The organism is Kribbella sp. NPDC000426, assembly GCF_040300265.1.
Lineage (GTDB): Bacteria > Actinomycetota > Actinomycetes > Propionibacteriales > Kribbellaceae > Kribbella.
In genome coordinates, this window is record NZ_JBEPDK010000002.1 from 845,841 (window position 1) to 868,763 (window position 22,923).

Genomic DNA, 22,923 nt, shown 5'->3' on the forward strand with positions numbered 1-22,923 from the left:
GCTCTAGAGGTACGTGTCCTTCGCCAGGTCGTAGGCGAGCGCCTTCGCGACGGTGAAGGCGTCGTCCTCGTCGAGGCGGTGCTGTACGACGAGGTTGGCGAGGTACCCGGCGTCGATGCGCCGGGCCAGGTCGTGACGGGCCGGGATCGACAGGTACGCACGGGTGTCGTCGACGAACCCGGACATGTTGTAGAAGCCCGCCGTCTCCGTCACGAGCTCGCGGAACCGCCGCATCCCGTCGGGGCTGTCGAGGAACCACCACGGTGCACCCAACCGGACGGCCGGGTAGACGCCGGCCAGCGGCGCGAGCTCGCGGGAGTAGACGGTCTCGTCGACGGTGAACAGCACGAGCCGGAATCCCTCCGCGTGCCCGAACCGCTCGAGCAACGGCCGCAACGATCGCGTGAACTCGGTCGTCACGGGGATGTCGTGCCCCTGATCCGGGCCGTACGTCGCGAAGATCGCCGGGTCGTGGTCCCGCAGTACGCCGGGATGCAGCTGCATCACGAGGCCGTCCTCGGCCGACATCACCGCCGACTGATACAGCATGTGGCCCGCGAACGCCGCCGCGTCGTCGGGCGTCACGTCGCCCTTCAACGCACCCGCGTAGATACGGCCGGCTTCCGCATCCGACAGCGGTACGGCGGTCGCACTCAGGTGACCGTGGTCGGTGGCGCGCGCACCGGCCGCGACGAACGCCTGCCGTCGTTGGCGGATCGCTTCGAGGAAGCCGTCGTACGTCGTGGTGTCTACGTCGGCCAGTGCGCCGAGTTGGGCGATCAGTTCCGGCCAGCCGGCGCGGTCGGGGTGTACGACAGCGTCGGGGCGGAACGTCGGGACGACCCGGCCGGGCAGGTCCGCGGCGAGCTTCGCGTGCTGGGCGAGGTCGTCGGTGGCCGCGTCGGTGGTGGAGATCAGCTCGATGTTGAAGCGGTCGAGCAGGGCCCGTGGGCGGAACTCGGGCTCGGCGAGGCGTGCGGTGATCTGGTCGTACAGCTCGTCGGCGTTGTCGGCCGACGGGTGCACGGTGATGCCGAGGACCTCGGCGAACTCGTGCTCGAGCCAGTAGCGGCTAGGGGTGCCGAGGAACAGGTGCCAGTTCGCGCAGAACTCGCGCCAGATCTCCCTCGGGTGTGCCGTCTCTTGGGCGGTCTGCTTGCCGTCGCGGCGGGGGAGCCCGAGTTTGTCGGGGGAGACGCCCTGGGAGACCAGCATCCGGGTGACGTAGTGGTCCGGGACGACGAGCAGCTCGGCCGGGTCGCCGAACGGCGCGTCGGTGGCGAACAGCCGGATGTCGACGTGCCCGTGCAGGCAGAGCAGCGGCAGGTCCTTCGTCGAAGCGTGGATCCGGCGGGCGACCTCACGCGCCTCCCCGGCCGGGAAAGCACGATCCGGATGAGGCTGCAGAGCCTTCGACATGGGTCCTCCGATGCGATGGGCTGAAACGTATCCTGCAAAGGATTGCAGTCGGTTCTTGTCAGCACAAGCGAGCGTCCAATGGGTGACCGCTTGACACAAGGTGCAACCGATTGCAAACTCAACCCGACCGGAAAGGGACGGTGGCGTGGCGGCGACTATTCGGGATGTGGCGCGGTTGGCCGGGGTGTCGGCTTCGACTGTGTCGCGCACGCTGTCGTTGCCGGGGATGGTGAATGCAGCTACCCGGGCGCGGGTTGCTGCTGCGGTTGAGCAGTTGGGGTACGAGCCCAACCGCGCGGCTCGTGGGCTGATCACCGGACGGACCGGGACCATTGGTCTGGTCGTGCCGGATCTGGCCAACCCGTTCTTCGCCAGCGTCACCAAAGGCGTGCAGGCACGCGCCCGCCGCCACGATGTCGCGGTCTTCGTCGCCGATACCGACGAGGACCCGGCGGCGGAGGCCGGGCTCGTCCGGGCGCTGTCCAAGCAGGTCGACGGCGTGATCCTGTGCTCGCCCCGGGCGAGCAACGACGAGCTCGCGGCGATCGCCCAGGACACCACCGTGGTCCTGGTCAACCGGGCCGCCGAGGGGCTTCCGGGCGTCACCTACGACAACGAGGGCGGCATGCGCCAGGCCGTCGCCCATCTTGTTGCCCTCGGCCACCACCGGATCGCCTGGGTCGGCGGACCGGCCACCTCCTGGTCCACCCAGCATCGCGGCCTCGGCCTGCGCAACGCGGTCGAGGAACTGCGCGCGAAGCTGGCTCCAGTGGGCAACTTCGCCCCGACGTACGAAGGCGGCATGGCCGCTGCCGACCAGGTCGTCGCGACCGGCGCCACCGCTGTCGTCGCCTACAACGACCTCGTCGCGATCGGCCTGCTGGCCCGCCTGCACTCCCGCGGGCTCTCGGTCCCGGGTGACCTGAGCGTGGTCGGCGTCGACGACATCGCGATCTCGTCGATGGCCCGACCCGCACTGACCACGGTCCGCCTGCCCAAGCAGGAGGCCGGCCGGATCGCCGTCGAGCTGCTGCTCACGATGCTCGACGACCCGGACAGCGATGCCGGCACCCACTCCCAGCTGCATGGGCAGCTGCATGGCGAACTGATCGTCCGGGACAGCACCGGACCAGCACCCCACCAACAGAAAGGTGCGCTGGCTTGACCAGGCTGAGTCTCACCAACCTTCCCGTCACCCCCGCCGTCGATCCGCGATCCCTGTCGGTCGGCATCGTCCACCTCGGCCTCGGCGCCTTCCACCGCGCTCACCAGGCGGTGGTGACCGAGCAAGCAGCGGTGGCTACCGGCGAGACGCGCTGGGGGATCGCGGGTGTCAGCCAGCGGTCCGCGACCGTCCGCGACCAGTTGGCACCGCAGGACGGGTTGTACTCCGTTCTGGAGCGCGGCCTCGGTGATCCGACCGTCCAGGTGATCGGCAGCATCCGCGACGTACTCACGGCGCCGGAGGACCCCGATGCGGTGGTCGCACGGATCGCGGATCCGGCGGTCGCCGTGGTGACGCTGACCGTCACCGAGAAGGGCTACCGCGCAACCGGCACCGGGCTCGACCTGGACGACCCGGAGATCCGGGCCGACCTGACCGGCCGCCCGCCGCGGACGGTCGTCGGCCAGCTCGCCGCCGGGATCGCGCGGCGTGCGGAGCCGCTGACGATCGTGTCCTGCGACAACCTGGTTGCCAACGGCCCGTTCCTGCGGAAGCTGGTGACCGACTACTTCGATGCCCTGGGCAAGATCCCGGAGACGTTCGAGGCGACCAGGTTCCCGGCCAGCATGGTCGACCGGATCGTGCCCGCCACGACCGAGGACGACCGGGCCGAGGCGGCGCGGCTGCTCGGCGTACGCGACGAGGCCGTGGTGGTCGCAGAGCCCTTCCTGCAATGGGTGATCGAGAACGACTTCGCCGGCGACCGTCCGGCCTGGGAGCGCGGCGGCGCCGTCCTCACCGCGGACGTCGCGCCGTGGGAGCAGGCCAAGCTGCGGATGCTCAACGCCACCCACTCGATGCTCGCCTACCTCGGCGCGCTCCGCGGCTACGAGACGATCGCCGAAGCGGTCCGCGACGAGGAGCTGTCCAGGTTGTCGCGGGCGCTGATGACCGACGACGTCGTACCGACCCTGACGCCTCCGGACGGGCTTGACCTCACGGCGTACGGCGCGAGCGTGCTGGAGCGGTTCGCGAACCCGGCCCTCAAGCACCGGACCCGCCAGGTCGCGATGGACGGCTCGGTCAAGCTGCCCGTCCGCATGCTCGGCACCGTCCGCGACCGCCTGGCCGCCGGCGCCGAGCCGCGCACGATCTCGCTCGCCGTCGCCGCCTGGATGGTCTACGTACTGCGGACCCCGGACCTCGACGACCCACAGGCCGCCCGCCTCAAGACCGCCGTAGCAGGCACCTCCGACCCGGCCAAGCTCGTCGACGCCCTCCTCGCCGTGGACTCTGTCTTCACTCCCGACCTGCGTGACTCAGCCGTCTTCCGCGACCTGCTCGTCGAGCACGTCAGCTCACTGCTGGCAGGATCGTGAGTACGCCGGTCGCGTCGAGGATCGCTCTGCCGATGGTGAAGGCGCTCGCGGTGTCCTGACCGGTTCCGCGCCACTCCTGTGCGGTGTACCACTGGCCGGTCTTCTGGAAGCGTTCGGCGGCGAGGCTGTCGAGGATGTACACGTTGTCGTTCAGGCTGACCTCGCCGGCCGGGATCGCCGCGCCGGAGTTCTGCACCATGCCGGTCGCGGTGGTCCCGCCGCGCATCGTCACCTGGTTGCCGGAGACAACGATGTCGCGGAGCACGTTGGTACCCCACGGGCCGGAGCCCCGGGTGCGGGACTGGATCGAGATCCCGTTGACGTTGTTCGCGACCACGTTGTCCCGGACCTGGACGTTCGACGAGGTGTTGATGTTGATCCCGCCGCCGTCCCACAGCGACGTACCCGAACCGCGGCCGGTGCCGAAGCCGTTGCCGCTGATCGAGTTGCCGGCGATCACGCCGTTGCGCCCGATCTCGTAGCGGATCCCGTCCGCCGCATTGTCGACAATCTGATTGTTGCTGAACGTGCGGCTGTCGTCGTAGGCGTCGCTCCACAGTCCGATGCCGCGGTTGTCCTGGATCAGGTTGCCGGTCACCGAACCACCGCTCGACCAAGTGGTCTTCACGCCGCCGGACTCCCAGTCGGCGATCCAGAAGCCGTCGGTGTTGTTGCCGCTGATCTGGTTGGCCGAGATCGTGCCCTTGAGCGTGCTGTACTGCCCGACGCCGAGCTGGCCGTTGTCGTGGATCCAGTTCTTCTCGAGTACGGCGCTGTCCGCGTTCTGCAGCATCGCGCCGATGGCGTGGTTCCAGCGGAGCTCGTTCGCGTACACGTGCCAGCCGAGACCCAGCACGACCGCCCCGCCCTGCGGGGGAGTGGCGAAGTGCTCGACGGTCAGCCCGCGCACGGTGACGTTGTTCCCGCCGGGCTCGATCGCGGTCGGCGTACTCGACATCTCGACCGCGTGGCCGGCCGGGACGTCGCCGAGGTAGATCGCGTTCGCGGCGTAGTCGGCGTAGAAGGTGCCGTGGGCAACCTTGTCTCGGGACGCCACCCGGGTCAGGTGTTTGCCGTCGTAGAACACCTGCTCGCGGAGGTAGCAGATGTTGGTCTTGTTGTCCTCGCACTGCCCGGTCTGCGGGTACGCCGGGGGCAGCGCGCCGGTGGTCACCCAGGCGGCGTTGGACAGCGTCCATCGCGTCAGCCGCACGGATCCCGTGAGTACGGCGCCGTCGTCGCTCGCGAGCACCTGGTCGGCCTTGGGGTGGATCGTCTCGGAGATGCGGTGCAGGCCGGACGCGAAGCAGAACGTCGTACCGGCGGGCCAGTCGTCGACGACCTGGGCGGCGTTGTCGGTGGTCTTGATCGTCACGCCGCTGCACGCCGGCGCGAGCGCCGGTCCGCTGCGGAAGGTGCCGTCCGCAGGGGGTGTGGCGGGTGTCGTGGCGGCCTGCGCGGGCAGGGGGCCAGGGGCAACCAGACTGGTGCCGATTGCAACTATTGCCAGAACTGCTCTCTTCATATGCGGAGCCTCCGGTGGCACAGGTGAGCCCTGAGCGCACCCCCCATGGCGCGGCTTCGCTTTGCAGATTACCCCTACATCACGTAGTCATGGCAATACGTAGCGCACAAATATGTTGCGGTGAGCAAGCGATCGGTTCGCGAGGCTAGTTCGCGAGGAAGGTGCCCACGGCATCGAGCCCGGCGGACTGCCAGCCGGCCGCGGTGAGCTTCGTGCCGAACCGGCTGAACCGCTGCGTGCCAAGGTCGTCCAGCACGTACTTGTTGCCGCTGAAAACGACTTCACCGGCCGGTACGGCGGCGCCGGCGTTCTGGACCATGCCGGTCGCCTGGGTACCGGCGGTCATCTCGATCGTGTTCCCGGTGACCTGGACGTCGCGGAGCAGGTACGTGCCCCACGGGCCGCTGCCGCGGGTCCGGGACTGGATCGCGATGCCGTTGACGTTGCCCGAGACCTTGTTGCCCTTGATCGTGATGCCGGACGAGGTGTTGATGTTGATCCCGCCGCCGTCCCACAGCGACGTACCCGAGCCGCGGCCGGTGCCGAAGCCGTTGCCGGTGACCGTGTTGCCCTCGATCGTGCCGTTGCGGCTGATCTCGTAGCGGATGCCGTCGGCGGCGTTGCCGACGATCTGGTTGCCGCTGATCACCCGGCCGTCATCGGCGACGTCGGCCCACATCCCGATGCCCTTGTTCGACTTGATCACGTTGCCGCTGACCGTGCCGGACGACCGGGTGGACTTGATGCCGCCGGACTCCCAGTCCGCGATCCAGAAGCCGTCGGTGTTGTTCGAGGTGATGATGTTGCCGGTGACGGCGGCCGCGGCCGAGCTGTACTGGCCGAGTCCGAGCTGCCCGTTGTTGCGGATCAGGTTCTTGTCGACCTTGGTGCTGTTGGCCTTGACCAGCATCACGCCGACCGCGTGGTTCCAGCGGACGTCGTTGGCGGTGACCTTCCAGCCCGGTCCAGACACGAGCGCGCCAGCCTGCGGTGCGCTGGCGAAGTGCTCGATGGTCAGGCCGCGGATGACGACCCCGGTCGCGTTCGACTCGATCGCGGTCGCCGTCTTCGACATCTCCACGGCATGCCCGACCGGGTTGCTGCCGAGGTAGATCACGTTCGCGCCGTAGTCGGCGTAGAACGTGCCGGCCTTGACCGCGGAGACACTCGCCACGCGGGTCAGGTGGACGTCGTCGAGGAACAGCTGCTCCCGCAGGTAGCAGATGTTCGCCTTGTTGTCCTCGCACTCACCGCTCTTGCCGTACGCCGCCGGCAGCGCGCCGCGCACGACCCAGGCCGACCCGGACTTCGTCCAGCCGGTCAGCGGGACCGACCCGGTCAGGACGGCCCGCTTCGAGCTCGCGAGCACCTGGTTCGCCTTCGGGCGGATGGTCGAGCTGATCCGGTGCAGGCCGGCCGCGAAGCAAAACGTCGTACCGGCCGGCTTGGAGTTCACGACCGACTGGGCGTTGTCGCTGGGCTCGATCACTGTGCCGACACACGGACCGGCGACTGCCGGGCCGGCCTCGTCCGAGTCCACGGTGGGGGTCGTCGGCAGCTTGGGCTCGACGGGCTCGGTCGGCGTACTCGTCGGCTTCTTCGTCGGGGTCGTCGTCGCGCCGGGCTTCTTCGAGGGGGTCCCGGTCGTGTGGGTGGCCTTGGGCTGCGTCTTGCCCGGAGTCGTGGTGGTCTTGCCCGGCCGGTGCGAGGGGAGCACCCGGGACGCAGCCTGCTCCGCGGTCACGGACCTGGCTGCGGTCGTCGCCTTGTTCTCGTTGGCGATCACGGGCATTGCGACCGTAACGACTGCCAGCGCCGCAGCGATAAGCGCTGCGAACCACAACTTCCTCAATGCACTCTCCTGGGAGCGGGAAACCAGGTGTAGCCGTCTGCGTGACGAGGGCGGGACTTAAGGTAGTGCCATGCGGGTCGCCATGTTGCACAACCGTTACCGGACCGGTCAACCCAGTGGCGAGAACACCGTCGTCGCGCAAACGGTTGATTTATTGCGTAACTCAGGACATGAGATCGACCTGTACGCCCGAAACAGCGACGACATCGCGCAGTTGAGCCGGAAAGATCGCGCACTGTTACCGTTTCGCTCCGTTTGGTCATTTTCGGCGGAACGCGATTTAACACATCTATTGCAAGCGCAGCGGCCCGATCTGGTGCACGTTCACAACACTTTTCCGTTGTTCAGCGCCTCGGTGCTGCGGGCGGCGTACCGCCTGGACCTGCCGGTGGTCGCGACCTTGCACAACTTCCGGCTGCTCTGTGCGAACGCGGTGCTGCAGCGCGACGGGGCGCCGTGCGAGTCGTGCGTCGGCAAGCTACCGCTGGCCGCGGTGCGGCACAGCTGCTATCGCGAATCCCGCGTGCAGACGCTGCCGCTCGCGGCGAGCATCGGCGTCCACAACACGCTGCACACCTGGCAGCGGTACGTCGACACGTTCGTCGTACCGTCCGGGTTCGTCCGCGACCGGTACGCCGCGGCCGGCTTCGACCCGGAGCGGTTCGAGGTGAAGCCGCACGCCGTGCCGCACTCGGGCGAGGTGCGTAGCGGCGCGGGGGACGGCGTGGTGTTCCTCGGTCGGCTGAGCGAGGACAAGGGGTTCGCGGATCTGCTGCAGGCGTGGGACTCCTCGCTCGGCAAGCTGATCGTGGTCGGCGACGGTCCGCTGCGGGGCACGGCCGAGGAGCTGGCCCGGAAAGACCTGTCTGTTCAGGTGCTTGGTCAACGACCGTGGGCAGAGTGCATGGAACTGCTGCGCTCCGCGCGCGTCGCCGTCGTACCGGCACGTTCGTATGAGAGCTTCGGACTCGTGGTGGTAGAGGCTTTCGCGCACGGTGTTCCGGTGGTCGCTTCCCGGCTCGGTGCACTCGCGGAGCTTGTTGACGACGGAGAAACCGGTGCATTGACCGTCCCCGGTGATCCGGAGGGATTGCGGAAGGCGATCGGGTTGGTGACTGATCCCGTGACTTCGGTAGCCTTCGGCGAACGAGCCCGACAGGTTTACCTCGACCGCTTCACTCCGGAGCGTGACCTGGTAGCCACGGAGAGGATCTACACCGATGCGATCGCCCGGCACGCCGACAGCGGCCGGACGCGTCGGGGATCCTGGGCGCGCCGTGCCGGACAGGTATAAAGTTCCGCGGGACGCAGGGGGCAGCGTCGCGCCAGAGGGATCGCAGGAATTCGTGTTGGGGGATGGCAGGTTGGGCAACGGGGTCAGGGTGCCGCGGATCGGATGTGTGGCCGGGGTCTTCGACCTGTTCCACGTCGGGCATGTGGACGTGCTCGAACGGGCGCGCCGGCACAGCGACCGGCTGGTGGTGGCCGTGCTGTCCGACGAATGGGCGCTGGACGCCTGGGGTGCGCGGCCGTTCGTGCCGCTGCTCGAGCGGGCGCAGATCGTCGAGCACCTGCGGTGCGTCGACGAAGTGGTTGCCGTGGACGACGTGCGGTCCGAGTGGCTGACCGGCGTACTGGGGGTACAGACCGTGTTCGCTGCCACTGGCACCGACGGTGTGCTGGGCGTTGACGAGCTGGACGGGATTCCGCCCGCGCTGATCACCGTCCTGCCGGCCGGCCGGGCCTCCCGCAGCCCGATCCTGCGCGCCGCGGTCGACCAGCGGCAGTCGCGCAGCTCTGTCGCATGAGTGGGTTGCGGGAGACGGTCGCGCAGCTGTCCCGGGCGCAGAAGCCGTCCGCCGGTACGCCGGCGTACTCGCGGTTCGTGAACCGGCGGATCGGGCGCGTGTTCGCGGCGGCCGCGTTCCTCGGGCGGCGGACGCCGAACCAGGTCAGCCTGGCGTCGGGGTTCTGCTCGCTGGTGGGAATCGTGCTGGTGGCAACGGTCCGGCCGTCGTTCCTGCTGGCGCTGGTCGTGACGCTGCTGCTGGTGCTCGGCTACGGACTGGATTCCGCCGACGGGCAGCTGGCCCGGCTGCGTGGCGGCGGGTCGCCGCTGGGCGAGTGGCTCGACCACATGATCGACGCCGTCAAGATCGTGCTGCTGCACAGCGCGGTGCTGATCTCGTTCTACCGATTCGATGCCTTTGACAACGAGTTGGTGCTGCTCGTGCCGCTCGCCTACGTCTGCATGTCGTCGGTGCTGTTCTTCGGGCTGATCCTGATCGACCAGCTGCGCCGGCGCCACGGCGGCGCGGCGAAACCCAACCAGCGTGGCGATTCGGTGCTCAAGTCGTTGCTGATCGCACCGACCGACTACGGCGTGCTGTGCCTGGTGTTCCTGGCCTTCGGGACGCCGTCGCTGTTCCTGGTGCTGTACGGCGCGCTGCTCGCGCTGAACCTGCTGTTCCTCGCCGGCGCGGTCGCGAAGTGGTACCGGGAGATGGCGCTCCTGGGGGTGCAGGCCTGATGGCGCTCGTCGGGTACGCCCCCGGTGTCTACGACATGTTCCATATCGGGCACCTGAACATCCTGCGGCGCGCCCGCGAGCACTGCGACCACCTGATCGCCGGCGTGGTCGAGGACGACGTGGTGGCCCGGATCAAGGGCCGTCCGCCGGTGGTTCCGCACCAGGAGCGGATGGACGTCATTCGAGCGCTCGACCTCGTCGACGAGGTGGTCAGCGACTGGTCGAGCGACAAGTTCGAGATGTGGAAACAACTGCGGTACGACGTTCTCTTCAAGGGTGATGATTGGAAGGGCACGGAAAAGGGGACGAGACTGGAGAGGTTGCTGGGTGAGGTCGGCGCACAGGTGCACTACTTCCCGTACACCGCCTCCACCTCGAGCACCGATCTGCGCAGGCTTCTGGAGGGGATGAGCTGATGCCTGGCCGGCCGAAGGTACTGCTCAGCGCATACGCCTGCCGGCCGACGGGCGGGTCCGAGCCGGGCGCGGGATGGGCGTGGGCCAAAGCGGCCGCGCGCGACCACGACGTGTGGCTGCTGACCCGCGGCAAGTTCCGGCACGAGATCGACGCGGAGCTCGCGGTCCGGCCGGTGCCCGGGCTGACCGTCGTACCGCTGGAGCTGCCGCGCTGGATCCTGCGCCTGCGGCGACGGCCTTCGGACGTGTACTGGTACTACCCGCTGTGGCAGGGTCTGGCCCGCCGTACGGCGCGACGCCTGCATGCCGAGCAGTCGTTCGACGTGATCCATCATCTGACCTTCGCCGTGGACTGGATGGGCGCCGGCGTGGTCGAGGAGTCGTCGGCGAAGGTGATCTGGGGACCGGTCGGCGGATCGACCACCGCGCCGCTGGCGATGGCGCACTGGCTCGGTCCGCGCGGCGTCGTGGGGGAGCTGGTACGCCGGGCGTACACCGGGCTCCGGCGCCGGCTGACCGGCCGCCGGATGGCGCAGACCGCGGACCTGATGGTTGCCCAGAACAACGATGTCGCGGATGCGTTCCGGCCGTACGCGAAGGAGATCGTGGTCCAGCCGAACGTGGCGATCCGGCGCTTCACCGCCTCCGGTCCGTACGAGCCGTTCGGTGCCCCCGGCATCAAGACCGCGCTGTTCGTGGGCCGGTTGATCCCGTGGAAGGGCGTGCTGCTCGCGGTCAGCGCGCTGGCCCGCCCCGAGGCGTCCAACTGGGAGCTCCGTATCATCGGCGACGGCCCGGACTGGGGACGCGCCGAGGGGCTGGCGTGGCAGCTCGGGGTGCGGGACCGGGTCGAGTTCATGGGTGCGCTGCCGCGGGAGGACGTGCTGGCGGCGATGTTCCGCGCTGACGCACTTATCGCGCCCGCGTTCCGGGAGGCCGCCGGCTGGGCGGTCACGGAGGCGCTGGCTTCAGGCTGTCCGGTGGTCTGCGTCGATCGCGGCGGCCCGGCTGTCATCGTCGGCCCTGACGAGGGCGTGAGCGTCCCGTGGCAGGGCGACGTGGTCGGCGGTCTGGCGAAGGGCCTGGCCTCGCTCCGCGGGCGGATCACGCCTGTCGATCGCTGGGGGCCGGACCGGCTCCCGGACATCCTTGCCGAGTGGTACGCACCGGCCCGCGTTTCGCACTGATTCGCAGAGTGATGACGAACGCAGATTCGCTGGGCGTGCCGGTCGCGGGTCTGGTGCTGGCTGCCGGCGCCGGCCGTCGGATGGGCGGCCCGAAGGCCCTCGTCCGCGATCCGGCCGGTGTGCCATGGGTCGTCCGGGCGTCCCGCATCCTCGCCGCCTCCGGCTGCTCACCGGTCGTCGTCGTCATCGGAGCCGCCGCGGCCGAGGTCCGCGCCGAGCTCGCCGCTGAGCCGGTCCAGGTAGTCGAGGCAACCAACTGGCCCGAAGGCATGAGCGCCTCGCTCCGTGCGGGCCTCGAGTCCCTCCAGGGTGCAGGTGACGCGGTTGTGGTTGTGCCGGTGGATCTGCCTGGGTTGACGAGTGCTGCGGTTCGGAGGGTTCTGAAGAGCGACGGTGCGGACGCGCTGGTGCGGGCGACGTACGACGGTGCGCCGGGTCATCCGGTGCTGATCGGGCGGACGCACTGGGACGGCGTGATCGCGTCGGCCCACGGAGACGCGGGTGCTCGGGACTACCTTCGAACTCACCCGGTCGAGCTGGTCGCGTGCGACGACATCGGCGACGGTGCCGACGCGGACACGCCGGGCGATCTGCCACAAGGTCACCGCTGACTGTTGGCAGCACGCCGAAGTAGGTGAATGCTGAAGGAGTGAGTGCCGTCGGCTCGGCGGCTGAGCTGGCCGAGCGTCTGCGGGCGACCGGATACCTCGCCGGAGAGGGCTTGGCAACGGTCGGCTATCTCGCGCTCGCGTTGCACCGGCCGTTGCTGCTGGAAGGCGAGCCCGGTACCGGCAAGACCTCGCTGGCCGCCGCGATCGCCGAGGCGCTCGATCTCGACCTGATCCGGTTGCAGTGCTACGAGGGCATCGACGCCTCCCAGGCGCTCTACGACTGGGACTTCCCGCGCCAGATCCTGCACCTGCGGACCGTCGAGGCAACGAGTTCCGACGCCGTCGTCGAGGAGGTCGAGAAGAGCCTCTTCGACGAGCGTTTCCTGCTCTCCCGGCCGGTACTGCGGGCGCTGCGCGAGAGCCCCGCCGTACTGCTCGTCGACGAGATCGATCGTGCGGACGACGAGTTCGAGGCGTTCCTGCTCGAGGTGCTGTCGACGTACGAGGTGACGATTCCGGAGCTCGGCACGATCACCGCGGAGGTGCCGCCGATCGTCGTACTCAGCTCGAACCGGACCCGCGAGGTGCACGACGCGCTCAAGCGCCGCTGCCTGTACCACTGGATCGACCATCCCGGCCTGGCCCGGGAGGTCGAGATCGTCCGGACGCGGTTGCCCGGGGTCTCGGCCCGGCTGGCCGAGCAGGTGGCCCGGTCGGTGCACCGGATCCGCGAACTCGACCTGCTCAAACCGCCCGGTGTTGCGGAGACCCTCGACTGGGCCCGCGCCCTCGAAGCGCTCGGCGCCGACGTCCTCGACGTCGAGTCCGCGGCCGCGACCCTCGGCGCCGTGCTCAAGTACCGCGAGGACACCGACCGCGTCCGCGAATCACTCGACCGGCTCCTGGCGAGCTGACGATGATGACAGAGCCGACCGATCCGACGAGCGCCGAGCCGGATCTCGCGTTGGCCGGCTTCGCCTCTGCGTTGCGTCACGCGGGCCTCGCCGTCACCGCGGACCGGGTGCAGCTGTTCCTCCGCGCGGTGGCTGTGCTCGATGCGACGATGACCGCCGATGTGTACTGGGCCGGCCGCGCGGCGCTCTGCAGCGGGCCGGACGACACGGCGCGGTACGACGAGGTGTTCGCCGCCTGGTTCTCCGGACAGCGATCGCGCGGCGTCGTCCGGCGTGCTCCGCAGGCCTCGGTGCAGGCTGCGCTCGGGGACAACGGCGAGGGGCAGGACTGCAAGCGCACGCTCAACGTTGCCGCGAGTACGACGGAAGTGCTCCGGCACCGCGATGTCGCCGACCTGTCCGCGACCGATCGCGCCGAGCTGGCCCGGCTGTTCGGCACGCTCCGCCCGCGCGCCCCGGTACGCCGCGCCACCCGCCGCCGGCCTTCACATCGCGGCGACGTCGACCCGCGGCAGACGCTGCGCGCGCAGCTCCGGCAGGTCGGCGAACCGGGCCGCGTGCACTACCGCCGCCGCGGTGTCCGGGCCCGGCGGGTCGTCGTACTGATCGACGTGTCCGGATCGATGCGCCCGTACGCCGACAGTCTGTTGCGGCTTGCGCACACGATGGTCCAGCAGGCGCCGCGTTCGGTGGAGGTCTTCACGATCGGCACGCGGCTGACGCGCGTTACCACTGCTTTGCGGAGGCGCGATGCGGACTTCGCGTTGCGGTCGGCGGGTGACGTCGTACCGGACTGGTCGGGCGGGACGCGGCTGGGTGAGGTGCTGAAGGTGTTTCTGGATCGTTGGGGTCAGCGTGGTACGGCGCGGCGCGCGGTCGTGGTCGTCTGCAGCGACGGGTGGGAGCGCGGCGACGCGACGCTGCTCGGGGCGCAGATGGAGCGGTTGGCGGGTCTCGCGCACCGGGTGGTGTGGCTGAATCCGCATCGCGGCAAGCCTGGGTACGAGCCCGTGCAGGCCGGGATCGTCGCCGTACTGCCGCACCTGGACGACCTGGTCGCCGGGCACAGTCTGACCAGCTTCGCCGAGCTTCTGGAGGTGGTCGCCGATGCGTGATGTTCTCGACCGGTTGCTGAGCTGGTGGAACGCGGGCGAGTCGGTTGCCGTCGGCACCGTCGTCGCGACGTTCGAGTCGGCGCCGCGGCCGCCCGGTGCGGTGATGCTCGTCGGCCCTGGCCTGGAGGCGGTCGGGAGTGTGTCCGGCGGCTGCGTCGAGGGCGCTGTTTACCAGCTCGGCGAGGAGGTCCTCGAGTCCGGCGAGCCGGTCCTGCAGCGCTACGGCGTGAGCGACGAGTCGGCGTTCGCAGTAGGCCTGACCTGCGGCGGAATCCTCGACATCTTCGTCGAAAAGGTCGACCGCACAACGTTCCCCGAACTGGGCGCCGTAGCCGAAGACATAGCCGCCGGCCGCCCGGTCGCAGTCGCCACAACAGTTGCCCATCCCAACCCGCAGCTGATCGGCCGCCGCCTGATCATCCGCCCGGAGCAGGACACCGACACGCCGCCCCTGACCCCACCCGCCTCCAGGGCGGATGACGCGCAGGGCGCGGAGGGCGCGGTGGGCGCGGTGGGCGCGCGGAGTGCGGTGGGCTTCGGCGTGACCACCGAACCGGCTGGTTCGGGGTCCTTCTCCCCCCGCCCCGAGCGGAGCGAGGGGCAGGTTGGTCTGGGGTCGGAGCGGGCCGACGACGCTGTGTTGGATGACGCGCGCGGATTGTTGGCCAACGGGCGGACGGAGACTTTGGAGTACGGGCCGGACGGGCAGCGGCGGGGGGAGGGGATGCGGGTGTTCGTCTCGTCGTACGCGCCGGTGCCGCGGTTGCTGGTGTTCGGCGCGATCGACTTCGCGGCGGCGGTCGCGCGGCTCGGTTCGTTCCTCGGGTACCGCGTGACCGTGTGCGACGCGCGTGCCGTGTTCGCGACCGCGTCGCGGTTCCCGTCGGCCGACGAGGTGATCGTGGACTGGCCGCACCGGTATCTGGCGGGGGAGTCCGCGGCCGGCCGGATCGACGACCGGACGGTGATCTGCGTGCTCACCCACGACCCGAAGTTCGACGTACCGCTGCTGGAAGTCGCGTTGCGGTTGCCGGCGGTGGCGTATATCGGCGCGATGGGTTCGCGGCGCACGCACGACGACCGGCTGAAGCGGTTGCGGGAGGCCGGGCTGACCGAGGCGGAGGTGGCCCGGCTGGCCAGTCCGATCGGTCTCGACCTCGGCGCCCGGACGCCGGAGGAGACCGCAGTGAGCATCGCGGCCGAGATCATCGCCCAGCGCTGGGGCGGCGCCGGGCAACGGCTCTCGGGCGCGGCGGGACCGATCCACCACTGATGAACAACTGATCGGGCCTTGTGGGCGACATCACACGGGGAGCAGGATCGAACGTACGGCGGTGCTGACATCTGGAGGCGGGGCGATGACCCGGATCACAGTGAAGGTCGACGGAAGCAGTTTCACCGACGAGGTGGAACCGCGCACGCTGCTCGTGCATTACCTGCGCGAACAGCTGGGGAAGACGGGCACCGTGGTCGGTTGCGACACCGGGAACTGCGGCTCCTGCACGGTCCACCTCGACGGGCGGAGCGTGAAGTCCTGTTCGCTGCTCGCGGTCCAGACCGACGGTCACGAGGTGACCACGATCGAGGGGCTCGCGAGCAACGGTCAGCTGCACCCGATGCAGCAGGCCTTCCACGAGAACCACGCGTTGCAGTGCGGCTACTGCACACCAGGCATGATCATGCAATCCATCGATCTGATTGTCGACAATCCGAATCCCAGCGAGGAGGACGTGCGACTCGGTATCGAGGGCAACCTCTGCCGCTGCACCGGCTACCAGAACATCGTCAAGGCCGTGCAGGCCTCGGCGGCAGCCAACCGGGCCAGCGCCGCGGGAGGTGCGCAATGACGACCACCGAGGACCGCCCGGCGACCGAGATCGGCAACCCGCGCCGCCGCAAGGAGGACGCCCGGCTGATCACCGGCCGGACCCGCTGGACCGACAACATCGTGCTGCCGGGGATGCAGCACATCGCGATGGTGCGTAGCCCGTTCGCGCACGCGCGGATCACCTCGATCGACACCGAGGCCGCGCGGGCGGCGACCGGGGTCGTTGCCGTGATCACCGGTGCGGACATCGCCGACGAGCAAGGCGGCCTGCCGAACGCGTGGGCCGTCGTCTCCGACCAGCAGGCCCCGGTGCATCCGTCGATGGCGGTCGACCACGTCGCGTTCGCCGGCGAGATCGTCGCCATGGTCGTCGCCCGTACGGCGGCCGAGGCGAACGACGCCGCCGAGCTCGTCGACGTCGACTACGAGGAACTCCCGCCGGCCCTCGAGCTCCGCGCCGCGGCCCGCGACGAGGTCCTCGCGCATCCGGACCTCGGGACGAACCTGTCCGCGGTGTGGGCGTACGACTCGGCCGAGTCCGGTACCGGCGGTGACGTCGAGGCGGCGATCGCGGCCGCGCGGGACGGCGGCATCGTGATCGAGAAGGAGTTCCGGCAGCAGCGGCTGATCCCGGCGTTCATGGAGCCGCGGGCGATTGTCGTCGATCCGACAACCGAGCAGATGACGGTGTGGTCGTCGACGCAGGTGCCGCACTTCGTGAAGATCTTCATCGCACTCGTGCTCGGCATCCCGGAGAGCAAGATCCGGGTGATCGCGCCGGATGTCGGCGGCGGGTTCGGCGGCAAGCTGCAGTTCACACCGGAGGAAGTCCTCACGGTCATCGCGGCCCGCCGGACCGGAAAGCCCTGTAAGTACTGCGAGACCAGGTCCGAGTCGTTGATGGCCGCGCACCACGGGCGTGACCAGTGGCAGCAGGTCACGCTGGCGGCGAACGCCGACGGCACCGTGACCGGGCTGAAGGTCGACCTGATCGCCGACATGGGCGCGTACCTCGGACTCGTCACCTCGGCGATCCCGTTGCTCGGAGCCTTTATGTACAACGGGATCTACAAGTTCCCGTCGTACCACCTCGGCATCACGAACGTGTTCACGAACAAGACGTGGACCGACGCGTACCGCGGTGCCGGCCGGCCGGAGGCGACGTTCGCGATCGAGCGGATGATGGACGAGCTCGCCGCCCGGGTCGGCGTCGACCCGCTGGAGATCCGCGAGCAGAACTGGATCAAGCACGAGGAGTTCCCGTTCTCGACGGTGTCCGGCCTGCAGTACGACTCGGGCAACTACGAGGCAGCCACGGCGAAGGCGCGCGACCTCTTCAGGTACGACGATCTGCGCAAGGAGCAGGCGGAGCGCCGGGAGTCCGGCGACCCGGTCCAGCTCGGCATCGGCATCTCGACGTACACCGAGATGTGCGGGCTGGCGCCGTCGCGCTGGCTCGGCTCGATGGGGTACGTCGGCGGCGGCTGGGAGCACGCGGCGGTCCGGATGCTGCCGACCGGGAAGGTCGAGGTGGTCACGGGGACGAGTCCGCACGGGCAGGGCCACGAGACCGCATGGAGCCAGCTGGTTGCGGATCGTCTCGGCGTCGCGTTCGAGGATGTCGAAGTACTCCACGGTGACACGCAGGTCGCCGTCCGCGGCCTGGACACCTACGGCTCGCGGTCGCTGGCCGTCGGCGGGATGGCCGTACTGGCGGCTGCCGACAAGGTGATCGAGAAGGCGAAGCCGATCGCAGCCCAGCTGTTGGAGGCGAACGCGGACGACCTCGAGTTCTCGGCCGGCCGGTACGGCGTCCGCGGGACCGAGGCCGGGATGACGCTGGCGGAGCTGGCGTTCGCGGTCTTCCAGGGACACAAGCTCGACGGATCCGCCGAGGGTTGCCTGGACGCGGACGCGACGCTCGATCCGGACGACTTCTCGTTCCCGCACGGCACGCATCTGTGCGCGGTCGAAGTTGATACGGAAACAGGATTGTCGACAATCCGATCGTATGTGAGCGTCGACGATGTCGGGGTTGTCGTCAATCCGCTGATCGTCGAGGGGCAGGTGCACGGCGGTCTCGCGCAGGGCATCGCGCAGGCGCTCTACGAGGAGGCGGTGCACGACGACTCCGGGACGTTGATCAGCGGGTCGTTCGACCAGTATTTGTTGCCAGGGGCACCTGATCTGCCGCGGTTCGAGACGGCGCGGACCGAGACGCCCGCGACGACGAACCAGCTCGGTGTGAAGGGTGTCGGCGAGGCCGGCACGATCGCGTCGACGCCGGCGGTCGTCAATGCGATTGTCGACGCGCTCCGGCCGCTCGGCGTCACGGACGTGCCGATGCCGTGCACGCCGTACCGCGTGTGGAAGGCGATCCAGACCGCTTCTGAGCAGGAAGGGGCGCAGTCATGATCCCGGCGCCGTTCGAGTACTTCGCTCCGGTGACTGTCGACGAAGCGTTGGGGCTGCTGCGTGAGCACTCCGACGCGAAGGTGCTGGCCGGCGGGCAGAGCCTGATGCCGGCATTGCGGCTGCGGTTGGCGGCGCCGGACACGATCGTCGACCTCGGCAAGATCGACGAGCTGCGCGGCGTCCGCGACGACGGCGACGTGCTGGTGATCGGCGCGATGACGCCGCACAGCGTCGTCCAGTCCTCACCGGTGGTGAACGAGCATGCCCGGCTGATTTCGTTGGCGACGGCAACGGTCGGGGATCCGCAGATCCGGCATCGCGGCACGTTCGGCGGTTCGCTGGCGCACGCGGATCCGGCCGCGGACCTGCCGGCTGTCGCGGTGGCGCTGGACGCGTCGTTCGTGATCGCCGGCTCGGGCGGTCGTCGTACCGTCTCCGCGTCGGACTTCTTCCAGGGCGTGTTCAGTACGGCGCTCGGCGAGGACGAGCTGCTGGTCGAGGTGCGGGTGCCGAAGTACACCGGCTGGGGCGCGCACTACGAGAAGTTCAACCGGGTCGCGCAAGGATGGTCGATCGTCTCCGTCGCGGCGGCGGTCCGGCTCGACGGCGACTCGATCGCGCAGGCGCGGGTCGCGCTCGGCAACATGGGTTCGACACCGGTCCGGGCGACCGCGGTCGAGGCGGCGCTCGTCGGCCAACCCGCGACGGCCGACGCCGTCCGGGAAGCGGCGGCGCGGGCGGCGGACGGGACGTCACCGGTGACGGATCTCAACGGTGACGCGGACTATCGGCGGCATCTGGCCACCGTGCTCACCCGGCGTGCGGTGCTGGCGGCGGCGGGTACGGCGTGAAGCTCGAGCACAGGTTCGTCGTACCGGCTCCGATCGAGCAGACGTGGGCCGCGTTCAACGATCTCGAACGGGTGGTGCCGTGTTTCCCCGGCGCCACCCTGACGTCGTACGAAGGGGACGAGTTCACCGGCTCGTGCAAGGTCAAGCTCGGGCCGGTGTCCCTGCAGTACTCCGGCAACGGCACCTTCGTCGAACGTGATCCGGCCGACCACCACGCGGTGATCGAGGCCAAGGGCAAGGACCGGCGCGGCAACGGTACGGCGACCGCCCGGGTCACGGCGCGCCTGGCCGAGGCCGGCCCGGGGTCGACCGAGGTCACCGTCGACACCGACCTGACGATCACCGGCCGCCCCGCCCAGTTCGGCCGCGGCCTGGTCCAGGACGTGTCGAACAAACTCCTCGACCAGTTCACGACCTGCCTGAAAACCAAGTTGGACAGCACACCTACCGACGCCGGCTCGCCGACCGGCGACAGCAAGCCGTCCGGCGACATGCCTGCGACCGGTGACGCTCCACCGGCCAGTACGCCGCCTCCGCCTGGCGCCCCACCTCCGACCGCCGCATCGGAACCCGCAGCGGTCTCCCTCGACCTCGGCAGCACGATCCTCCCCGTGCTCGCCCGCCGCGCTGCGCCGTACCTGATCGGCGCCGTCGTCGCCCTACTGCTCCGACGCCTGATCCGCCGCTAAGCCGTCTCAGCTCTCAGGGTTCGTGCCACCGGATGCCGGGCAGCGAACCGCGCAGGCAACGCTGTCAGCGCCGCCGTCGCGAACAGCGTCGCAAGAACCGCCAAGAACATCCAGGACGCCGGTGGCATCGCGATCTGCCCGACACTGAAGATGCCGAACAGAAAGATGCCCAGATACACCCCAGCGACTGCCCCGGGAACGGCCGGCAAGAGCTGAGCGAAGGACAGACCGGCCGACACCTGACCTGGCGTCGCGCCGAGCGCGCGCGTGACGGCCATGCTCATCCGCGACTCCATCGCCGTCATCCAGGTGATCGCGATCGTGTTGACGACGGCGAGCGCGACGAGCATGACGGTCACGGCCAGCAGCAGCCGGTAGTTCTGCTGGTCCCGGATATTCGGCAACCCGGCGTACGGACGGACCGGTTGTACGCCGCCGATCAGCAATCCGGTGATGCCGGCGACGGTCGCAGCAGTGGAGAAGGCGTGCAACACGGCGCGACCAGGCCGACGCGCAGTCAACCTCAGTCCCACCAGCAACGAGGTCGGCAGCAGAGCAGACAGAGTGGTCAGCAACGGGCGGTGCCGCGGGTACTGCGCTGGGCTGGTCAGCGAGGCCACCGTTGCCGTCCGCAACGCACGCACCGTCGGCGGCAATGTCGTCAGCAATGCCACGGCCAGGACGAGAATCGACGTCGCAACCAGCGTGGTGCCGTCCGGGCCGACGATGCCACCGATGAGACTGGCGGTCGGGTTGGCGATGGTCGGCTCGACCAGGCGGGCGGCCACGATTCCCAAGACCTGAGCCACGATCGCGAGCGCGAGGAACTCGGTCAGCAGAACCGCGGCGATCAGACCGGGCGTCGCGCCGACGGCTTTGAGCAGGCCGGCTCGCCGGGTCTGCTCGGCTGCCCGGCCGGCGGCGAGCGCGGCGACCCCGGTGATGGCGAGGAAGCCGAGCAGCCAACCGCCGACGACCAGGATCGGCTGGCTGCCGTTGAGGATGACTCGGTCCTGGGTGGCGATGAACTGCCACGAGTGCATCGTCACCCTGGTCGTGGGGGAGCGGAGCGACCTGATGAAGTCGTTGGTGGCAGCAGGATCACGCAGCTTGAGATCCATGGCCGTGGTGACGGCCAGGTCGCGTCCCGCCAGGGCAGTGGCGTCCTTCGCCGTCATCCAGACCAGGCCGCTCGCGTCACTTGGACCGCCGAGTGGACCGATGCCCGAGGCCCATGGGTAGATCGACGTCGCCGCGGTCACGGCGATCCCGACGACCGGGTACGTGCGGCCGGAGATCGTGACGCGGTCGCCGACCTCGACGCCGAGCGCGGTGGCCAGACCGCGTTCCATGACTGCTGCGCCCGGCCGGATCCATTCGCCGGACATGACCAATGGTTTGTTGATCGGGCCGGGCGTGCGGCCGGCGGCGTGCACGACCACGCCGGAGTTCCTTCCGTGGACCGTGAGGTCGCCGTACACGACGGCGTACGGTCCGTTGTGCTCCACGACCTGTGGATCGGCGGCCAGCGAGTTGAGTTCCGACGTCGCGTCCGGGCCCGTGTCCGGAGCTAGGGCAACGACGTCCGGTCCGGCGGTCGCGGAACGGGTCTGCTCGTAAAGCCCTTGGCATGCGCCGTTCAGGGACAACCCAAGCGCCAGCGTGGCAACGGCTGCTGTCACTGCGAGGACGAGCATCGCGGCGTGCGCTTTGTGCCGTCGTACGTCGGCCAGCACCAGGCGTACGACGAGCAGGATCCGGCCCACTTAGCCCTCCAGCCCGATCAGCCCGGCGAGCCGGCCGGTCCCGTCGAGCAGCTGGGTGTCGTCGACGAACATGCCGTCGCGCATCGAGATCAGTCGGTCCGCGGTGGCGGCGACCCGTTCGTCGTGCGTGACGATGACGAGGGTCTGCCCGGCAGCGCGGAGCTCCGCGAAGATCCGCAGTACGTCGGTGGTCGCGGTCGTGTCGAGGTTGCCGGTCGGTTCGTCGGCGAGTACGACCTGCGGTTCGTTGGCGAGTGCACGCGCGATCGCCGCGCGTTGGCGCTGGCCGCCGGACAGCTCGGAGGGGAGGTGCCGCGCGCGGTCCGCCAGTCCGACCTGGTCGAGCAGGAAGTCGGCTCGTCTCCTGGCCGCGCGTAGCGAGCGGCCGGCGAGCAGTGCGGGGAGCTCGACGTTCTCGGCGGTACTCAACTCGTCGACCAGATGGAAGGCCTGGAAGACGAACCCGATCGACCGGCGGCGTAGACGCGCGAGGGCACGTTCGCTGAGGGTGTCGGTACGGCGTTGGCCGACCCACACCTCACCGGCCGTCGGACGCTCGAGGCCGCCGAGCAGATGCAACAGTGTGGATTTTCCGCAGCCGCTCGGACCCATCACGGCCAGCGTCTGACCTTCCGGTACGTCGAGGTCGACTTCGTCGACAGCACGTACCCGGCTCGCGCCCGCGCCGTGCTCCTTGGTCAGCCCGCGGGTCTGGAGCAGGTTCATGCGTCCTCGGATTCGTCGTGGGGTTTCGACCAGGTGCGTTCGCAGACATCCAGCCAGCGCAGGTCGGCCTGCAGCCGGAGCATCACGCCTTCGAGCAGGACAACCGCCGCCGATCCGGCCGGCTCGGCCAGCGCGGCCTGCTGCGCCTCCCGCAGGATCCGCAGCAGTTCGCGGCGTTGAGCAGCGACGAGTTCGACCGGGTCGGCGAGCCGCGCAGCCGCCGCCACGACCAGCTTCAGATGGAACTCCGCCAGATCCGGCTTTGGCCGAGCCACCTCGGTGAGCCAGGCTGCGACCCGCTGCTGCCCGGACGGCGTGAGGGCATACACCTTGCGATCCGGGCTGTCCGACGGTTCGCAAACGATCAGACCGGCCTTCTCCAGTCGCCCGAGAGTGACGTAGATCTGCCCAGGGTTCATCGACTCCCCGAGCGGTCCGAGGCTCTGCTGCAATCGAGCCCGCAGCTCGTACCCGTGCGACGGCTCCTTGGCGAGCATCGCCAGCACTGCGTCCTGCACGCCTACCCCCTAACGGT

21 protein-coding genes are annotated in these 22,923 nt (G+C 69.4%); 15 read left to right on the forward strand and 6 right to left on the reverse strand.

The window, feature by feature from the left end; translation table 11 throughout:
- Positions 1-3 precede the first annotated feature (3 nt).
- The gene (gene uxaC / locus ABT313_RS11805) at positions 4-1,419 is read right to left on the reverse strand and encodes a glucuronate isomerase (protein ID WP_350851321.1); all 1,416 of its coding nucleotides are present in this window, start codon (positions 1,417-1,419) and stop codon (positions 4-6) included.
- Positions 1,420-1,564: 145 nt separating this feature from the next.
- Here uxaC and ABT313_RS11810 point away from each other — a divergent pair, with 145 nt between their 5' ends.
- Both ABT313_RS11810 and ABT313_RS11815 read left to right on the forward strand, forming a co-directional pair.
- Positions 1,565-2,584, forward strand: coding sequence for a LacI family DNA-binding transcriptional regulator (locus ABT313_RS11810; protein WP_350851323.1), 1,020 nt, complete (start codon positions 1,565-1,567; stop codon positions 2,582-2,584).
- Positions 2,581-3,963 carry a mannitol dehydrogenase family protein gene (locus ABT313_RS11815; RefSeq protein WP_350851325.1) on the forward strand — a complete coding sequence of 461 codons (1,383 nt, stop codon included), beginning with the start codon at positions 2,581-2,583 and terminating at the stop codon, positions 3,961-3,963. The genes ABT313_RS11810 and ABT313_RS11815 overlap by 4 nt, the downstream gene beginning before the upstream one ends.
- Here the strand turns inward: ABT313_RS11815 and ABT313_RS11820 are convergent.
- Together ABT313_RS11820 and ABT313_RS11825 are read right to left on the reverse strand one after the other, a co-directional pair.
- A complete protein-coding gene (locus tag ABT313_RS11820) occupies positions 3,938-5,488 on the reverse strand; it encodes a right-handed parallel beta-helix repeat-containing protein (protein WP_350851326.1) in 1,551 nt (516 codons plus the stop codon). The two genes, ABT313_RS11815 and ABT313_RS11820, sit on opposite strands and share 26 nt — an antisense overlap.
- A 145-nt stretch (positions 5,489-5,633) precedes the next feature.
- Positions 5,634-7,280 (reverse strand): right-handed parallel beta-helix repeat-containing protein, encoded by a 1,647-nt coding sequence (locus tag ABT313_RS11825; protein ID WP_502883961.1) that lies wholly within the window; start codon positions 7,278-7,280, stop codon positions 5,634-5,636.
- A gap of 130 nt (positions 7,281-7,410) precedes the next feature.
- On the opposite strand from ABT313_RS11825, the gene ABT313_RS11830 reads away from it, so the two are divergent.
- The 13 genes from ABT313_RS11830 (at position 7,411) to ABT313_RS11890 (ending at position 19,896) form a co-directional block, all read left to right on the forward strand.
- The gene (locus ABT313_RS11830) at positions 7,411-8,634 is read left to right on the forward strand and encodes a glycosyltransferase family 4 protein (RefSeq protein WP_350851329.1); all 1,224 of its coding nucleotides are present in this window, start codon (positions 7,411-7,413) and stop codon (positions 8,632-8,634) included.
- 106 nt (positions 8,635-8,740) lie between these two features.
- Positions 8,741-9,148, forward strand: coding sequence for an adenylyltransferase/cytidyltransferase family protein (locus tag ABT313_RS11835; RefSeq protein ID WP_350851331.1), 408 nt, complete (start codon positions 8,741-8,743; stop codon positions 9,146-9,148).
- A complete protein-coding gene (locus tag ABT313_RS11840; RefSeq protein WP_350851333.1) occupies positions 9,145-9,870 on the forward strand; it encodes a CDP-alcohol phosphatidyltransferase family protein in 726 nt (241 codons plus the stop codon). Before ABT313_RS11835 ends, ABT313_RS11840 begins: the two co-directional genes overlap by 4 nt.
- On the forward strand, positions 9,870-10,286 hold the full coding sequence (locus ABT313_RS11845; RefSeq protein WP_130446807.1) for an FAD synthase family protein: 417 nt from the start codon (positions 9,870-9,872) through the stop codon (positions 10,284-10,286). The genes ABT313_RS11840 and ABT313_RS11845 overlap by 1 nt, the downstream gene beginning before the upstream one ends.
- Positions 10,286-11,473, forward strand: a complete 1,188-nt coding sequence (locus tag ABT313_RS11850) for a glycosyltransferase (protein WP_350851335.1) — start codon at positions 10,286-10,288, stop codon at positions 11,471-11,473. Before ABT313_RS11845 ends, ABT313_RS11850 begins: the two co-directional genes overlap by 1 nt.
- Positions 11,474-11,484: 11 nt before the next feature.
- Complete coding sequence (locus ABT313_RS11855) at positions 11,485-12,084, forward strand: nucleotidyltransferase family protein (protein WP_350851337.1); 600 nt, start codon at positions 11,485-11,487, stop codon at positions 12,082-12,084.
- Positions 12,085-12,122: 38 nt separating this feature from the next.
- A complete protein-coding gene (locus ABT313_RS11860; protein ID WP_350851339.1) occupies positions 12,123-12,998 on the forward strand; it encodes an AAA family ATPase in 876 nt (291 codons plus the stop codon).
- A 5-nt stretch (positions 12,999-13,003) separates the two neighbouring features.
- Complete coding sequence (locus ABT313_RS11865; RefSeq protein ID WP_350851341.1) at positions 13,004-14,113, forward strand: vWA domain-containing protein; 1,110 nt, start codon at positions 13,004-13,006, stop codon at positions 14,111-14,113.
- A complete protein-coding gene (locus ABT313_RS11870) occupies positions 14,106-15,386 on the forward strand; it encodes an XdhC family protein (protein ID WP_350851343.1) in 1,281 nt (426 codons plus the stop codon). Before ABT313_RS11865 ends, ABT313_RS11870 begins: the two co-directional genes overlap by 8 nt.
- 85 nt (positions 15,387-15,471) lie before the next feature.
- Positions 15,472-15,960 (forward strand): (2Fe-2S)-binding protein, encoded by a 489-nt coding sequence (locus ABT313_RS11875; protein WP_350851344.1) that lies wholly within the window; start codon positions 15,472-15,474, stop codon positions 15,958-15,960.
- Positions 15,957-18,356, forward strand: a complete 2,400-nt coding sequence (locus tag ABT313_RS11880) for a xanthine dehydrogenase family protein molybdopterin-binding subunit (RefSeq protein WP_350851346.1) — start codon at positions 15,957-15,959, stop codon at positions 18,354-18,356. The genes ABT313_RS11875 and ABT313_RS11880 overlap by 4 nt, the downstream gene beginning before the upstream one ends.
- Positions 18,353-19,207, forward strand: coding sequence for an FAD binding domain-containing protein (locus ABT313_RS11885; protein WP_350851348.1), 855 nt, complete (start codon positions 18,353-18,355; stop codon positions 19,205-19,207). The genes ABT313_RS11880 and ABT313_RS11885 overlap by 4 nt, the downstream gene beginning before the upstream one ends.
- Positions 19,204-19,896: an SRPBCC family protein gene (locus ABT313_RS11890; protein WP_350851349.1), complete on the forward strand. Its 693-nt coding sequence runs from the start codon at positions 19,204-19,206 to the stop codon at positions 19,894-19,896. Before ABT313_RS11885 ends, ABT313_RS11890 begins: the two co-directional genes overlap by 4 nt.
- Here the strand turns inward: ABT313_RS11890 and ABT313_RS11895 are convergent.
- From ABT313_RS11895 to ABT313_RS11905, 3 genes are read right to left on the reverse strand one after another with little or no spacing between them, the layout of a single operon-like run.
- Positions 19,893-21,662 (reverse strand): ABC transporter permease, encoded by a 1,770-nt coding sequence (locus ABT313_RS11895; RefSeq protein ID WP_350851351.1) that lies wholly within the window; start codon positions 21,660-21,662, stop codon positions 19,893-19,895. The two genes, ABT313_RS11890 and ABT313_RS11895, sit on opposite strands and share 4 nt — an antisense overlap.
- Positions 21,663-22,388 (reverse strand): ABC transporter ATP-binding protein, encoded by a 726-nt coding sequence (locus ABT313_RS11900; RefSeq protein ID WP_350851352.1) that lies wholly within the window; start codon positions 22,386-22,388, stop codon positions 21,663-21,665.
- Positions 22,385-22,906: a PadR family transcriptional regulator gene (locus ABT313_RS11905; protein WP_350851354.1), complete on the reverse strand. Its 522-nt coding sequence runs from the start codon at positions 22,904-22,906 to the stop codon at positions 22,385-22,387. The genes ABT313_RS11900 and ABT313_RS11905 overlap by 4 nt, the downstream gene beginning before the upstream one ends.
- Between the last annotated feature and the right edge of the window lie 17 nt (positions 22,907-22,923).

Excerpts from the sequence above, each read along its gene's own strand:
- uxaC (WP_350851321.1), bottom strand. The coding sequence starts at position 1,419 with ATGTCGAAGGCTCTGCAGCCTCATCCGGATCGTGCTTTCCCGGCCGGG.
- ABT313_RS11820 (WP_350851326.1), bottom strand. The coding sequence starts at position 5,488 with ATGAAGAGAGCAGTTCTGGCAATAGTTGCAATCGGCACCAGTCTGGTT.
- ABT313_RS11825 (WP_502883961.1), bottom strand. The coding sequence starts at position 7,280 with ATGCCCGTGATCGCCAACGAGAACAAGGCGACGACCGCAGCCAGGTCC.
- ABT313_RS11830 (WP_350851329.1), top strand. The coding sequence starts at position 7,411 with ATGCGGGTCGCCATGTTGCACAACCGTTACCGGACCGGTCAACCCAGT.
- ABT313_RS11840 (WP_350851333.1), top strand. The coding sequence starts at position 9,145 with ATGAGTGGGTTGCGGGAGACGGTCGCGCAGCTGTCCCGGGCGCAGAAG.
- ABT313_RS11845 (WP_130446807.1), top strand. The coding sequence starts at position 9,870 with ATGGCGCTCGTCGGGTACGCCCCCGGTGTCTACGACATGTTCCATATC.
- ABT313_RS11850 (WP_350851335.1), top strand. The coding sequence starts at position 10,286 with ATGCCTGGCCGGCCGAAGGTACTGCTCAGCGCATACGCCTGCCGGCCG.
- ABT313_RS11855 (WP_350851337.1), top strand. The coding sequence starts at position 11,485 with ATGACGAACGCAGATTCGCTGGGCGTGCCGGTCGCGGGTCTGGTGCTG.
- ABT313_RS11865 (WP_350851341.1), top strand. The coding sequence starts at position 13,004 with ATGACAGAGCCGACCGATCCGACGAGCGCCGAGCCGGATCTCGCGTTG.
- ABT313_RS11870 (WP_350851343.1), top strand. The coding sequence starts at position 14,106 with ATGCGTGATGTTCTCGACCGGTTGCTGAGCTGGTGGAACGCGGGCGAG.
- ABT313_RS11875 (WP_350851344.1), top strand. The coding sequence starts at position 15,472 with ATGACCCGGATCACAGTGAAGGTCGACGGAAGCAGTTTCACCGACGAG.
- ABT313_RS11880 (WP_350851346.1), top strand. The coding sequence starts at position 15,957 with ATGACGACCACCGAGGACCGCCCGGCGACCGAGATCGGCAACCCGCGC.
- ABT313_RS11885 (WP_350851348.1), top strand. The coding sequence starts at position 18,353 with ATGATCCCGGCGCCGTTCGAGTACTTCGCTCCGGTGACTGTCGACGAA.
- ABT313_RS11900 (WP_350851352.1), bottom strand. The coding sequence starts at position 22,388 with ATGAACCTGCTCCAGACCCGCGGGCTGACCAAGGAGCACGGCGCGGGC.